Genomic DNA, 13,687 nt, shown 5'->3' with positions numbered 1-13,687 from the left:
AATGAGCATTGAATGATTACTTATGATTGGTAATGTTTGTGTTGTGAGCAACTACTGAACAGAACATCAGTGAACGACACGGACAATCTCTGACCTACACATAAATATAAAACATTACCAAGGGGCAAGAATATGGAGTTTCTATACGACATCTTCTACATATTTTACAGTCAAGTAATGACCAAAGCGCCGCTGCTACTGGGTCTGGTAACTTGTATTGGTTACTGGCTACTTAGACGTGACGGCACCACCATCATCAAAGGTACAATCAAAACTATTGTCGGCTTTATGCTGGTACAAGTCGGGGCGGGAACCTTAGTCGCAGGTTTCAAACCCGTAATTGAAAAACTCTCTGAGTTCCACGGACTCACCGGTTCGGTCATTGACCCATACACATCAATGATGGCTACTATGGAGACGATGGGTGATAACTACTCATGGGTAGGCTATGCCGTTCTTTTAGCACTCGGCATCAACATTCTACTAGTTCTTTTCCGCCGTTATACCGGTATTCGCACCATCATGCTTACTGGACATATCATGTTCCAACAAGCGGGTTTGATCGCAGTATTCTACTTCGTGCTTGGCGCTAGTATGTGGGAAACGATCATCTATTCAGCAATTCTGATGGCGCTGTATTGGGGTATCTCCGCCAATATCATGTTTAAGCCAACAGAAGCCGTCACCGGTGGCGCTGGGTTCTCAATTGGTCACCAACAACAGGTTGCTTCTTGGATTGCTACCAAAGTGGCACCAAAACTGGGTGACAAAAATGATAGCGTTGACCAATTAGAACTGCCTAAATGGTTGCACATATTCCACGATAGCATCGCGGCAACAGCGATCGTGATGACGGTTTTCTTCGGTATTATCCTTCTTTCATTTGGCCTCGATAACCTACAAACCATGGCTGGAAGCACGCACTGGACAATCTACATCCTTGAGACTGGTCTTAAGTTTGCGGTAGCGATTCAGGTTATTGTTGCCGGTGTTCGTATGTTTGTCGCTGAGCTGTCAGAAGCTTTTAAAGGTATTTCTGAGCGAGTAATTCCAAACGCGGTATTGGCAATTGACTGTGCGGCTATCTACGCATTCTCTCCAAACGCAATGGTATTTGGTTTCATGTGGGGTGCGATTGGTCAATTCGTCGCGGTTCTTGCGATGTTAGCGTTTGATGCGCCAATCATGATCATTCCTGGATTCATTCCAATGTTCTTCTCTAACGCAACGATCGGTGTGTTTGCTAACCACTTCGGTGGCTGGAAAGCGGTAATGAAGATCTGTTTCGTTATGGGCATCATCGAAGTTGTGGGTTCGGCTTGGGCTATCCACTTATTCACCCAACAAGGCACTGAGTTCAGCGGCTGGATGGGTATGGCGGACTGGGCGTTAATTTTCCCACCAATCATGCAAGGTCTATCAGCATCTAACTTGTTCTTCTTCGTTCTTGTCGCGCTATCCGGTGTGTACATGTTCTACGCATCACGTGCGTTGCGTGCAGAAGAAGATGCTCAAGGTACGGTAACGGTTACAGAAGAACCGGAAGTGATTGAAGCTGTAGCTAAAGCAGTAGAAGCCAGCGACGGTGTACGTCCAGTAAGCATCCTTGCTGTGTGCGGTAACGGTCAAGGTTCATCAATGATGATGAAGATGAAGATTGGCAAGTATCTTGAGAAGAAAGGCATACCCCACGTGATGGATTCATGTGCCGTGTCTGACTACAAATCGAAACTCGCATCTACCGACATCATCGTGTCATCTAAGCACCTTTCTGCTGAGATGGATCCAGGCGATGGCAAGTTTGTGCTGGGTGTACAAAACATGCTTAACCCAAATTCATTTGGTGATGAGCTACTCGACATCATAAACACCAACTTCGCAACACAAAAATAATAACGACACACCAAAAAGGGCCAGCGTAATGGCTGGCCCGATGAAGGAGATAAATCATGGCTCTGAAGCAATCCCTAATCGAAAACAACTCTATCAAATTGCACGCTCATGCGGGTGATTGGCGTGAAGCGATTACCATTGGTACCGACATGCTTATTACCTCTGGCGCTATCAAGCCCTCTTACCATGAGGCCATCATCAGTAGTGTAGAAAAATTAGGTCCTTACATCTGTATCGCTCCGAATCTTGCACTTCCTCATGCGAGACCAGAAGACGGTGTGATTAAAACCGCGTTTGCGCTAGTGACTCTGAACACGCCAGTCTATTTCGAAGGTGAAGATGAGCCTGTCGATGTGTTGATTACTTTAGCGGGTAGTTCGTCTGATGAGCATATGGAAGGCTTAATGGAAGTTACTCAGGTACTCGATGATGAAGACAGTGAAACGGGCGTTGACCTAGATAAATTGCGCCGCTGCCAATCAAAAGAAGACATCTACCGCGTTATCGATGAAGCCTTAGCCGCTGAGATGGCTTAACGGAGGCGTTATGTATCAAGCACTAAAACAACGAGTTCTCGCTGCCAATCTCGCATTACCAAAATATGGACTGGTGACGTTTACTTGGGGCAATGTCTCCGAAATTGACCGCGAACGTGGCGTCATTGCGATTAAACCATCTGGCGTTGAATACGATGACATGAAGGTAGATGACATCGTAGTGATTGATCTTGATGGCAACCGAGTGGAAGGGTCGCTCAATCCATCCAGTGATACCGATACGCATGTTGAACTCTATAAAGCGTTTCCGGAAATTGGTGGCATCGTTCATACCCACTCACGCAGCGCTACTATTTGGGCTCAAGCGGGCATTGATATCCCGTCACTGGGTACGACCCATGCAGACTATTTTTACGGCGACATTCCTTGTACGCGTAAGCTAACTAAAGCGGAGATCGCAGGGGAGTACGAGCGCAATACTGGTTTGGTGATAGTGGAGGAATTTAACCAACGCAATATCAAACCGATGTCGATTCCAAGTGTGATTGTAGCTGGACACGCGCCATTTTCTTGGGGCAAAGATGGTCACGATGCGGTTCACAACGCTGTCGTGCTTGAAGAAATCTCGGCGATGGCATTAGCGACACGTTCTCTCAATAGCGGTATCAAGATTCAACCAGAACTGTCAGACAAGCATTACTTGCGTAAGCATGGTGAGAACGCCTATTACGGCCAGAGGTAAGCCTATGTATAAAGTACTAGCTCTTGATTTAGATGGCACGGTATTAACGGATGACCACACGATCCACCCGGAGGTGAAATCTGCTATCCACATGGCTCGAACGCAATGTCATGTCGTCATTGTTACTGGCCGACATCATACCGCAGCAAAGCCATTCTACGATGAGCTAGAGCTGACGACGCCAATCATATGTTGCAACGGTACCTATGTGTATGACTACCAACGAGATGAGGTAGTAGAGCATAACGCTATCGATAAAGACAATGCGTTGAAGTTCATTGAACTAGCCACTGAATTTCAAATGAAAATGGTGATGTACGTAACGCATGAGATGACGTACAGCCGAGCCAATCCTATTGCTTATATGCAAGCGCTGGAGTCTTGGGCAATGCAATTTCCGAAGCAGCATCAGCCACAAATACGCAAGATAGATTCGTTCAGCCAATTGGCACAACAGACTGATTATGTGTGGAAATTTGTGGTGGAGGGCGCTCCGAGTTCGGTTCAGCGTCTCTCAGAACACTCTTGGATAAAGCGCAATTTTAATGGTGAGCGCTCTTGGTCCAATCGTATTGATTTTGCCGCTCAAGGGAATAGCAAAGGTAAACGATTGGCTGATTATGTCAAAGGACTTGGCTACGAAGCACATCATGTCATTGCTGCTGGTGACAACCACAATGACATTTCCATGCTTGAGTATGCCGGGCTTGGCATCGCCATGAAAAATGCCGATGAGATGGTAAAACAAAGCGCCAAAATCACCTGCAAAACGAATAACAACGAAGACGGCCTTGCCCGTTTAATACGTGAAAAAATTAAAGGATAAGTAAGATGACTAAACCAATGATTCAAATCGCTCTAGATCAAACCAATCTATCTGCAGCGATTGAAGTAGCAAACAATGTAGAGAGCTTTGTGGATGTAATTGAAGTAGGCACCATTCTCGCGTTTGCAGAAGGAATGAATGCAGTAAAAACACTAAGAGCGAACCACCCTGAGCATGTACTTGTTTGCGACATGAAAACTACTGATGGTGGTGCAATTCTTTCTAAAATGGCATTTGAAGCTGGTGCAGACTGGATCACGGTGTCAGCTGCCGCTCATATTGCAACCATAGGCGCATGTAAGAAAGTTGCTGATGAGTTTAACGGTGAAATTCAAATTGAAATTTACGGCAACTGGACCATGGAAGATGCACAAGCTTGGGTGGATCTAGGTATCAAGCAAGCCATCTATCATCGTTCTCGCGATGCAGAACTTGCTGGTGTGGGTTGGACTGAAGAAGACTTAGTTAAAATGCGTCAATTGTCGGACTTAGGCATCGAGCTATCCATTACAGGTGGTATCGTGCCAGAAGATTTGTACTTATTTGAAGGCATTAAGGCAAAAACGTTTATCGCAGGTCGTGCACTCGCGGGCGAGAACGGAAAAGCGACCGCAGAAGCACTGCGTGCGCAAATTGACCGTTTCTGGAACTAAGGAGCCACTATGTTTCAGATGCTAGATAGACCGCGGATGGGACTGTATGAAAAGGCGTTGCCTAATGAACTGTCGTGGGAAGAAAAACTGCAACAAACCAAGCTGCTCGGTTTCGATTTCTTAGAAATCTCCGTCGATGAATCGGATGAAAGAAGAAGCCGCTTAGATTGGGATGACGAGACCATTTACGATCTGAAAAGGTTATGCGAACGCTACGAGATCCCTTTGCAATCAATGTGTCTTAGTGCTCACCGCAAGTACCCTTATGGTTCTTTGGATCCACAAGTACGTCAACAAGCACACCTACATATGGAAAAAGCGATTACGTTAGCGTTTAAATTGGGTATCCGAACCATCCAGCTCGCGGGCTATGATGTTTATTATGAGCCTGCTAACCAAGAGACGCATCAGAACTTTATCCAAGGGATGAAGCAAGCTGCAAAAATGGCAGAGCGAGCTGGTGTGATGCTAGCGGTCGAGATAATGGATACCCGTTACCTCAACTCATTAAGCAAATTTGAAGTGCTTAATCGTGAAGTAAACTCGCCATTTTTTACGGCCTATCCTGACGTGGGTAACATCTCAGGTTGGAATTATGACGTATCGACGGAACTGGCCTTGAGTATGCCGCACATTGTGCAAATTCACCTTAAAGACACTTATAAAGTTACCAACGATTACCAAGGTCAATTTAGGGATTTGGTGATTGGTGATGGTGAAGTGGATTTTGAGGCAATTTTCGGGACACTTAAACGTACCGATTGTGTCGTACCAATGGTGATTGAAATGTGGGCGCAAGATGATAACTGGCGCGAAAATATTGAGATAGCCAAGCAACGATTAAACCAAGTTTGTCAGAGCGTGGAGGTACCTCTGCTGTTTAGCTAGTTGGGAAACATTGGTTAATATGAGCTCCTGAAGTAAGACGCAGCGATTTCCCTCCAAGCTGCGTCTTTTTTCATCTATTGACATCCCTCGTTGATTACCTCAGAGTTAGCCCTCCATTTTCGACACTAAGCCTGCTATGAAACTTCTGCATCTCCAATTATTTTGGCATCAAACACAGAATACGTTGCTAGAAATGGAAGATCTTCCAGTTTTGACTGAGCAACAGCAGCGAGATTTCAAACTGTGGATGAAAAAACGTAGGAAAATCCTAAGCTTTGAAGTACATCAACAATCATGGGTCAAGGTTAACCAAGATGGCTTTAGTTCGCTTATTGAGCTACGTCCTAATGGTAGTTTAGTTGAGCGTGATATGTTTGGCGGCCGGTCGTTATCGGGTTTGTGGAAAGTCATCGATGGGTTACTGTTTATTAAAGTGATCAGCGGTGAGTTCATCGTTGAATATCAAATTGTGGGTAGTTCTGAGCAGAACATTCACGACGGTGTAGAATATATAAACGGTAAGGTCAGTACTTACAGTAAGTTTGTTCAAGTCAAAGCATAGTAACGAACGTTGTGAATTATTGCTCCTGCACCCAACAAAATACTATATCTTCTAGCCCTTCTTCGTTATCGCTATTACCTTCATGTTCGGTAAATCCAAGTCGACGATAAAACTCGATCGCGTTGTGATTGATCTGAAATGTTCTCAGTGATAATTCCCCTCCGCTACGAGCTTGTGCTTCTTCGACTAACAACCGTCCAATCCCCTTTCTCTGAAACTCAGGTGCAACATACAGTTGATTGATTTCGTTCCGATCCATGGCCATAAACGCCACGGGTTGTTTTGATTCTAGAGTGAGTACCACCCAAATATCATGACTGTGCGGCAAAATATTGGTTAGAAAATACAATTGAGATTCAACAGAATGAATAGGCTCTATGCCTAACGCCTGCACGAAAGCACGGCGCCAAAGCGTCACGATTTGCTTAGCGTATTTAGGTTCGAAGCGCTCTAAAGTGAACGGCGGTTCATGCATCACACAACCTTTATTCTGCTTTACACTGTAAAAATGATGTCTACAGTGTAGCGCAAAATTTCTTTTGACCTGTCTACATGTGTAGGGTTTAAGGTTCTGCCCCTTGAACTTCATTGTCAGGCTGCTATTCTTTGCCGCCCTTTTTCTTATGTTGAGGTAACCCATGGCCATTGGTTTTGACTACGGAACCGCGAACTGTTCTATCGCTCATCTTGTGAATAACGCCATCGAGCAGATCCCACTGGTAGGTGATAACTGTTATATCCCCTCAACGCTTTGTGCTCCGACGGCTGAAACTGTGTCTGAGTACTTGTTTCGTTGCTTGGATATTCGACCTTCCAACGAAGTAGGTGAAGCCGTGCTTCGACGTGCGGTAAAGCTCAATCGAGAAGAAGGGATTGAAGTGATTCCTACGGATGTACTGTTTGGTGAAGCAGCGCTGGATCTGTACCTCGAAGACCCTAAAGACGTCTATTACATTAAGTCGCCGAAATCTTTCTTGGGCGCGATGGGGCTTCGAGATATGCAGCTATCATTTTTTGAAGATTTGGTGTGCGCCATGATGAGCAATGTAAAACGTCAGGCGGAATTGCACTTGGGACAAAGCATCAGCCAAACGGTTATTGGTCGACCTGTTAACTTTTTAGGTCGTGGCGGTGATGCCTCTAACCGTCAGGCGGAAGGTATTTTATCGCGAGCGGCAACGCGTGCGGGCTTCAAAGATGTCGAGTTTCAGTTTGAACCTGTAGCGGCAGGGCTTGAGTACGAGTCATCGTTAACTGAAGATAAAAATGTGCTGGTGGTCGATATCGGTGGTGGTACGACGGACTGCTCATTTATTCAAATGGGACCAAGTTGGGTGGGCAAAGCAGATAGAGACTCTTCACTCATAGCTCACACTGGTCAACTTGTAGGCGGAAACGACCTGGACATTTACATTGCATTTCGCCGCTTTATGCATGCATTCGGAATGGGGACTAAGCGCCACTCAGGATTAGACATCCCTGTGACGCAATTTTGGAACCCTATAGCGATTAATGATGTTCAAGCTCAACGTAAATTCTACGCTCATGACAATCTAAAAGAGCTAAAACTTCTTGCTAAAGAAGCCATTGAACAAGACAAAGTATCGAGACTGGTCACACTGCACAAAGACACGTTAGGTTATGCCGTTATTCGCGAAGCTGAGAAGGCAAAAATCGCACTAGAATCTTCAGCAGAATATCGCGCTATGATTGATTTGTTCTCTGAACAAGTTGGCATTGATATCAGCCATGCTCAAATGGCAGAAGCCATTGATAACCCAACCAGAAAAATCCAGGCATTAGTCAAAGAAGCAGTAGATCAATCTGCGACCTCACCTGATGTCATTTATATGACTGGCGGATCAGCACGCTCTTCAGTATTACGCAATGCGGTTCAAGAAGTGCTACCTAACATCCCTGTAGTATCTGGCAACTACTTTGGTTCGGTAACGGCAGGGTTAGCGCGTTGGGCGGACGTGTGTTTTAAATAGTGTGTGTTTTAGATTGAATAAAATAAGCCCAGAGCTTAGCTCTGGGCTTATTCATCTATTTGGTTGGCATCGGAAGTATTTCAAACATTCCGTCAAATTCGTCCAAGGTGTCGGCTAGTTTGCCGATTAACTCGCCATCTCCTTTGATTCCTGCTTGCCCCGACTTCAACAAAGCTTCTAAGGTCGTTTGGCCCAATGCGATTCGTGTTAAATCCGCTTTGTGTACGATGAGCTCCACATCGGTTTTCGGTAGAGTGTCCACTTCGATGTTACTCATGTTGGCATTAGACACTTCACCGTAGTAACGCTCTGCCACATCTGGGTGATATAAACCGAAACTAAAGTCCAATTCAGCTTGTTCTGCTTTTTCTGCGTTGAGTTTAACTGCAATAAAATCAAGGAACATGCCTGTAGGAGTATTAGCAATTACGTCAGCTGATGCCAGCTTGATTGAAGGTGATATCTCGCCAGTTCTTAACTCCACTGCACCTTGTAAGTAGGAATTACGCCATGCCATGGTTTCTGATTGGTAGCCTTGCTGCTCAAAGCTGTCAGCCAAAGCAAATCGATAGTCGATATTGTTTGGATCGCACTGTACCAAGTCGTTGAGTAGCTGAGAAGCCTCTTGATATTGACCTTTGTTGAAGTAGTCTATCCCGGCCTTGTATAGAACATCGGCGCCAGCTGCCTCAACATAGACACACGATTTATCTTGAGTCTGCAGCGGGTTAGTATTGACTGGGTTCATATCGTGATAGCCAAGATATAAGTTCACAACAGCTCGCGCGTTGTGGCTATAAGAGCCATGATATCCATTAGTGTGCCAGGTTTGCTTTTGTGATTCTGGTACTAGGCGTTCAATTTCTCTGCCCACATCATGGATGGTGACCCCGTGGTTAGCAAGACGCATTGCTTGATTGTGGATGAAACCATAGTTGTCGCGTTGCAACGCCATATAGTCGGAAATTTCGTTACCTTCCGTGTTTGGATCGTTCCAAACCGGAGCTGAGTGCGCGGCGTGAATGTTATCGACTAAGCCAGAATCAACATAGCGTAGCTTCAGTTCGGTTAAATACTTAGTCCAAACCAAGGAATCACGTACTTTTGCACCGCGGAAGGTGTAGATATTGTGCATACCGTCATAGGTTAGCTCTGCGGTATTAAGTGAGCGATACTGAGGAACATATAAGACGATTTCAGCTGGTGCTTCCGCGCCCGGCATATTGATGGCGTGGAATTCTAGGCCGTCAATGGTAATAACTTTTTCGCGTTCTTGGATTTCTGTTGTTGGAGCTACTAAGGTCACTTCACCGCGTGATGTGCCAAGACCTAACGCGTTATCAACGATCCCTTTCGCATCGTTCACCAGTGTCGTACCGTATTGGTAATTTGCTCGGCGTCCCATTGCTGTGCCGGCGATGACATTTTCATCTGCTAGCTCTTTGATAAAGTCTTTTGGCGCATAAATCTTTGCATTGTCAGCAAAATCTCCAGATTCAACAATGCCTCTTGAGCCACCAAAGTGGTCAGCGTGCATGTGCGAATAGATCATGCCGGTGATTTTGTGCTCGCCATTGATCTTTGGAAGGTGTTGCTTGGCAAAGTCCCAAGACGCTTCAGCGGCTTCGCGTGATAGCAATGGGTCATGAATAACGTAGCCGTTGTCAGTGCGATAGATGGTCATATTAGACAGGTCGGCACCACGAATTTGGTAAATGCCATCGGTCACTTCGTACAGTCCACCAGCAGCGTAGTTCAACATACCTTGGCGCCAGATCGATGGATTTACCGTCGGTGGGATGTCTTCGACTGACATTTCAGCCATAAATTCGAAGCGATTTTTCAGCTCACCTGCAGCATGATTACCAAATTCAGCAATCAGCCCCTTTTGCGTGCGTTCAAAAGCAGAAGTATCTTCCCAAGGAAGAGTGGCGGCTAACGCTTGGTTAGCTTCAATAGTATGACTAGTCGCAGGTTTGCCTTGATAGTCTTCTAGGCCAACGTAATCAGCACTAGCGTTGAATGATGCAAGAATCGCAATGGTGATAGTAGATGGCACAAGTTTGCGGTACATAATTGACCTCACACGGTTAGAACAGGAATTAAGGTCAATATAGCGGCTTGACTCATAACTAAATATGCAATTTAATTTAGTTAATACATAACTAATGGTGATGTTTATGAATACCTCTGATTTTGATCTTAACCTGATGCGCGTGTTCGTGACCGTATATCGTTATCAGTCGATAACCGTGGCGGCAGAGGTACTTAACTTGACTCAACCTGGTGTCAGTGGGGCTTTAAAGCGACTTCAAGCTCAACTCGGTGAGCAGCTTTTTGTTCGTGATGGTCGAGGCATTGCGCCGACGCATTTAGCTCACGAATTAGCTCGCCATATTGAGCCAGCTCTGGAAACCATAGAGAGCACCATTGATGGTGTTAAAGATTTCAGTGTGCAAGGCAAAAGGCGTTTTGCCGTTTACACGTCAGAACCAGTGATGCTGATGCTATTACCGAAAATTGAAGCGGATGAAACCTTGGGAGAGCGTGAGATCGTGCTCCATCCTACTTTAGCGACCGAAGAGGAGCTGCTCGATAAGCTCAATTTACGTCAAGCAGACCTAGCGATAGACTTTGCCAAACGTACACCTTCGCTGTGTTTTTCACAGCCGTTCTTTACTGACCAAATCTGTTTGATCGCCAGCAAATCACATCCACGAATCAGCGGCAATATCACGGTTGATCAGTACTATCAGGAGAAGCACATCACTCTTAAGCTCAGACGAGAAAACGCCTTCTTAGCGGACTATTTTACTGAGGAGAATATTAGAGGGAGAAAGGTAGCTGCAGAAAGCGATTCTCTTTTGGTGTTGATGGCATTAGTGGCAAGTAGTGAGAGTATTGGAATGATGAGCCGTAGCGTGGCTACTTTGTTTGCGGAGCGTTTTGATATTCAGATTATCGAAGCACCGTTTCGCCCTATCCCTGTCGACTTTAAGTTGGTCGCTCATAGTCGAGAGCAGAGCAGCAAAGCCAATATATGGCTTCGGGAAAAGCTGCTTTCCTACCTGTCTGAGCTAAACCTCGGTCACTGAGAGTCGACAAAAATGGCGACTCCCACTTTATTTAAGTACAAAATTTAAGTACGAATCGCCGCCATTTTCTGTGACTTTATAAAAGTTAGTAACAGTCCCAAACTGATGATAGCTGTCATGGCCTCTGCAAATAGAATACTCGCCCAAATGCCATTAATAGGGAACAAGCTTGGCAGGATAATGACGCCTAGTGCAACAAATACAAACCCACGAGCAAGAGAGATTATGGTTGCTTGATTGGGTTTTGCAATGGCCTGAAACAGGTTGGCGACGACAAGGTTTAATCCCATTAACGGTGTCGCATAAAAGAAAAACAGTAGCGCAGTCGCGGATAGTTCAACGAGCTCGATATTATCGCCAAGGTAGAAACGTGCGACTGTCTCTGAGAACAATCCGATCACAGCGAGAAATAGTAAGCCACTGCCAATTGACGTAACAAGCCCAAGTTTGAGCGTAGCTTTCACTCGTTCCGGCAAGTTAGCACCATGGTTAAAACTGATAATAGGCTGACACGCTTGATTAATGCCAACGATAACAAATAACGCAAATACACCCACATTTGCGGTTAAGCCATAAGCGATGATGTAGCTCTCTCCAAATTGGCTAAGCAGTACGTAGTTGAATAAGAGTATCGTCAGTGCAGAGGTGATCTCAATAAAGAAAGTGGGGGTGCCTATCTTTAGGATCTGTCCTACCTTATCCAGACCAAGCCCTTGTATGGTCAGCTTCAGCTGACCTTTAGCTTGCCAAAAGTGGCTGAGAAGAATCAGTGCTATGACCGCCTGAGAAATCGCAGTCGCGTATGCCGCTCCCTTCATTCCCCAGCCAAACTGAAGCACAAAGAAGTAGTCCAAGACCAAGTTGGTGACTGCGCCTGCTGACATGGCGTACATAGCGAGTTTTGGGTTGGTATCATTACGTATAAAGCAAGACATAACCCAAGCAAGAGCATAAAGAACAAAGAACTTGAGCATCACACCCAAATAGTCATGCGCTAGTTGTGCCATGTATCCAGTAGCGCCCATCAAGCGGATAATATCGTCTAGCCAAAAGAGTGCGATTGATACAGCAATGGTCGAGATAATTGCTGTGGCAAGCATCGCCTGACTAAACAGCGTTTGGCCAACACTTAGATTGCCCTTTCCAAATTCAATCGACATGAGCGCTGCACCACCGATACCTATCATCATTGCAATCGCAGTGAACAAGGAAAAGGCAGGAATCGTCAAAGAGATAGCACCAAGACCTTCTGCGCCGACACCTTTCCCCACAAACCAAGCGTCACCCATAATGAAAATGGACTTAATGACCATGCCTGATAGCGCTGGTAGAAGATACTGAATGAACGATTTCTGGATTGGATCGGACTTGAGGTTTATGCTCATTGGAAACGACAATACCTATAAATTGATGAACAGAGATAATGGTATTATCGTTACGAAATTTGACATTAAAAAGGGATTATCTGCCTTTAATCTGGCACTATTTGGATGTTCTTCTTCGAAATTCAGCCGGAGATTCACCCATGTTCGTACGGTAAAATCTGCCAAAATAAGCGGGGTCTTCAAATCCAAGTTGCAGTGCTATGGCTTTAACGGTTTTCGTCGAAAAGATAAGTTCACGGTTCGCTTCCAGAAGTACTCTATCATGAAGCAACTTGGTAATGGTTTTACCTAGGTGTGCTTTACTTAGCTCATTAAGGCGCTTACTGGTAATGGAAAGCTTATCGGCATAAAACGCCACGTTTCGTTCGCTCTGATAGTGGGTTTCGATAAGTGTTATCACCTGTGAAATTCGTTCATCCCGCACAGTAATTGCTTCGGTTTTGTCCACCGAAAAGCGAACAAGATAGCGCAAAAAACAGGTAAGCAAGGATTCGATCAAATCCCAATCAGTGTCTTCACGTTGATACTCTTCCAGCAGCAAATCGAAAACGGCATCAAGTTGCGTTGCTCCTCTGCCCTGAGTATCGATATAAGGGTGCTGATTCTGGTGAGCAGAAAATATTGCGTCAAACATTAATTGATGGCGGTAGCGATTTTCGAAAAAATCGGTTGAGAAAATGAGCATTTTGACGTTACTACCTAGTGAGTTTGACTCATGAACTTGCCCTGGGGCGATTGTGAAAAACCGTCCTTTTACACTCTGATAATCGACAAAATCGATACGTTGAGAGCCGGAGTCATCCAAACACCAAATGACTTCAAAATAGTCGTGACGATGTGGTTCCAAGAAGACTTCTTCTGACTCCATACGGCAATCGACGACCTGACAAGGATGACCTTTGGGTAATGTTACCAAGTTAATTTTGTCTTTCATGATTCACATAGGCGGCAAGGAAAGATGTGTCTAGTATGACACTTATGGATAAGTGATTCGAGGTGACAATCCGATCACGAGTAGGAATTGGCCTACCTCAGGTTGTGATGAGAGCAATATGGTTTTAACTATAAAGTGGTAATTAACTTGGGCTGGCGATAAGTTGAGCTGTGATGTAAATCCAATAGTACATAAATTGCTGATATAAATGGCAATTGTTG

13 protein-coding genes are annotated in these 13,687 nt (G+C 45.1%); 9 read left to right on the top strand and 4 right to left on the bottom strand.

What is annotated here, in order from left to right:
• The first annotated feature begins 132 nt into the window (after positions 1-132).
• The 7 genes from VME0621_RS05595 to VME0621_RS05565 all read left to right on the top strand — a co-directional run bounded on the left by VME0621_RS05595 (position 133) and on the right by VME0621_RS05565 (position 6,061).
• Positions 133-1,893, top strand: a complete 1,761-nt coding sequence (locus tag VME0621_RS05595) for a PTS ascorbate-specific subunit IIBC (protein ID WP_006069733.1) — start codon at positions 133-135, stop codon at positions 1,891-1,893.
• A 56-nt stretch (positions 1,894-1,949) separates the two neighbouring features.
• Complete coding sequence (locus VME0621_RS05590; RefSeq protein WP_062456467.1) at positions 1,950-2,429, top strand: PTS sugar transporter subunit IIA; 480 nt, start codon at positions 1,950-1,952, stop codon at positions 2,427-2,429.
• Positions 2,430-2,439: 10 nt separating this feature from the next.
• Entirely contained in the window at positions 2,440-3,132 is a 693-nt protein-coding gene (locus VME0621_RS05585) for an L-ribulose-5-phosphate 4-epimerase (protein WP_006069735.1), read from the top strand.
• 4 nt (positions 3,133-3,136) lie between these two features.
• Positions 3,137-3,958, top strand: a complete 822-nt coding sequence (locus tag VME0621_RS05580; protein WP_006069736.1) for a Cof-type HAD-IIB family hydrolase — start codon at positions 3,137-3,139, stop codon at positions 3,956-3,958.
• 5 nt (positions 3,959-3,963) lie between these two features.
• Positions 3,964-4,611 carry a 3-keto-L-gulonate-6-phosphate decarboxylase UlaD gene (locus VME0621_RS05575; RefSeq protein ID WP_006069737.1) on the top strand — a complete coding sequence of 216 codons (648 nt, stop codon included), beginning with the start codon at positions 3,964-3,966 and terminating at the stop codon, positions 4,609-4,611.
• A gap of 9 nt (positions 4,612-4,620) precedes the next feature.
• Positions 4,621-5,499 (top strand): L-ribulose-5-phosphate 3-epimerase, encoded by an 879-nt coding sequence (locus VME0621_RS05570; RefSeq protein WP_062456464.1) that lies wholly within the window; start codon positions 4,621-4,623, stop codon positions 5,497-5,499.
• 136 nt (positions 5,500-5,635) lie between these two features.
• A complete protein-coding gene (locus tag VME0621_RS05565) occupies positions 5,636-6,061 on the top strand; it encodes a hypothetical protein (protein ID WP_062456461.1) in 426 nt (141 codons plus the stop codon).
• Between the two features lie 16 nt (positions 6,062-6,077).
• Here the strand turns inward: VME0621_RS05565 and VME0621_RS05560 are convergent, their stop codons facing one another.
• Positions 6,078-6,536: a GNAT family N-acetyltransferase gene (locus VME0621_RS05560; protein WP_062456589.1), complete on the bottom strand. Its 459-nt coding sequence runs from the start codon at positions 6,534-6,536 to the stop codon at positions 6,078-6,080.
• Positions 6,537-6,699: 163 nt separating this feature from the next.
• On the opposite strand from VME0621_RS05560, the gene yegD reads away from it, so the two are divergent.
• Positions 6,700-8,052 carry a molecular chaperone gene (yegD, locus tag VME0621_RS05555; RefSeq protein ID WP_062456459.1) on the top strand — a complete coding sequence of 451 codons (1,353 nt, stop codon included), beginning with the start codon at positions 6,700-6,702 and terminating at the stop codon, positions 8,050-8,052.
• A 55-nt stretch (positions 8,053-8,107) separates the two neighbouring features.
• On the opposite strand, the gene VME0621_RS05550 is transcribed toward yegD, so the two are convergent.
• Entirely contained in the window at positions 8,108-10,126 is a 2,019-nt protein-coding gene (locus VME0621_RS05550) for an alkyl/aryl-sulfatase (RefSeq protein WP_038227602.1), read from the bottom strand.
• Positions 10,127-10,232: 106 nt separating this feature from the next.
• Between VME0621_RS05550 and VME0621_RS05545 the strand changes: the two genes are divergently transcribed.
• A complete protein-coding gene (locus tag VME0621_RS05545) occupies positions 10,233-11,147 on the top strand; it encodes a LysR family transcriptional regulator (protein WP_062456456.1) in 915 nt (304 codons plus the stop codon).
• A 44-nt stretch (positions 11,148-11,191) separates the two neighbouring features.
• Here the strand turns inward: VME0621_RS05545 and VME0621_RS05540 are convergent, their stop codons facing one another.
• Positions 11,192-12,532, bottom strand: coding sequence for an MATE family efflux transporter (locus VME0621_RS05540; protein ID WP_062456453.1), 1,341 nt, complete (start codon positions 12,530-12,532; stop codon positions 11,192-11,194).
• Between the two features lie 97 nt (positions 12,533-12,629).
• Positions 12,630-13,466: an AraC family transcriptional regulator gene (locus tag VME0621_RS05535; RefSeq protein WP_062456449.1), complete on the bottom strand. Its 837-nt coding sequence runs from the start codon at positions 13,464-13,466 to the stop codon at positions 12,630-12,632.
• Positions 13,467-13,687 lie beyond the last annotated feature (221 nt).

Source organism: Vibrio mediterranei, assembly GCF_900088415.1.
Lineage (GTDB): Bacteria > Pseudomonadota > Gammaproteobacteria > Enterobacterales > Vibrionaceae > Vibrio > Vibrio mediterranei.
Note: the sequence above shows the minus strand (reverse complement) of the source record. Positions and strands in the feature narration are given on the sequence as shown.

Bases quoted from the DNA above. Each gene is read 5' to 3' on its own strand.
- VME0621_RS05595 (WP_006069733.1), top strand. From the start codon at position 133: ATGGAGTTTCTATACGACATCTTCTACATATTTTACAGTCAAGTAATG.
- VME0621_RS05590 (WP_062456467.1), top strand. From the start codon at position 1,950: ATGGCTCTGAAGCAATCCCTAATCGAAAACAACTCTATCAAATTGCAC.
- VME0621_RS05585 (WP_006069735.1), top strand. From the start codon at position 2,440: ATGTATCAAGCACTAAAACAACGAGTTCTCGCTGCCAATCTCGCATTA.
- VME0621_RS05580 (WP_006069736.1), top strand. From the start codon at position 3,137: ATGTATAAAGTACTAGCTCTTGATTTAGATGGCACGGTATTAACGGAT.
- VME0621_RS05575 (WP_006069737.1), top strand. From the start codon at position 3,964: ATGACTAAACCAATGATTCAAATCGCTCTAGATCAAACCAATCTATCT.
- VME0621_RS05570 (WP_062456464.1), top strand. From the start codon at position 4,621: ATGTTTCAGATGCTAGATAGACCGCGGATGGGACTGTATGAAAAGGCG.
- VME0621_RS05565 (WP_062456461.1), top strand. From the start codon at position 5,636: ATGAAACTTCTGCATCTCCAATTATTTTGGCATCAAACACAGAATACG.
- VME0621_RS05560 (WP_062456589.1), bottom strand. From the start codon at position 6,536: ATGCATGAACCGCCGTTCACTTTAGAGCGCTTCGAACCTAAATACGCT.
- yegD (WP_062456459.1), top strand. From the start codon at position 6,700: ATGGCCATTGGTTTTGACTACGGAACCGCGAACTGTTCTATCGCTCAT.
- VME0621_RS05550 (WP_038227602.1), bottom strand. From the start codon at position 10,126: ATGTACCGCAAACTTGTGCCATCTACTATCACCATTGCGATTCTTGCA.
- VME0621_RS05545 (WP_062456456.1), top strand. From the start codon at position 10,233: ATGAATACCTCTGATTTTGATCTTAACCTGATGCGCGTGTTCGTGACC.
- VME0621_RS05540 (WP_062456453.1), bottom strand. From the start codon at position 12,532: ATGAGCATAAACCTCAAGTCCGATCCAATCCAGAAATCGTTCATTCAG.
- VME0621_RS05535 (WP_062456449.1), bottom strand. From the start codon at position 13,466: ATGAAAGACAAAATTAACTTGGTAACATTACCCAAAGGTCATCCTTGT.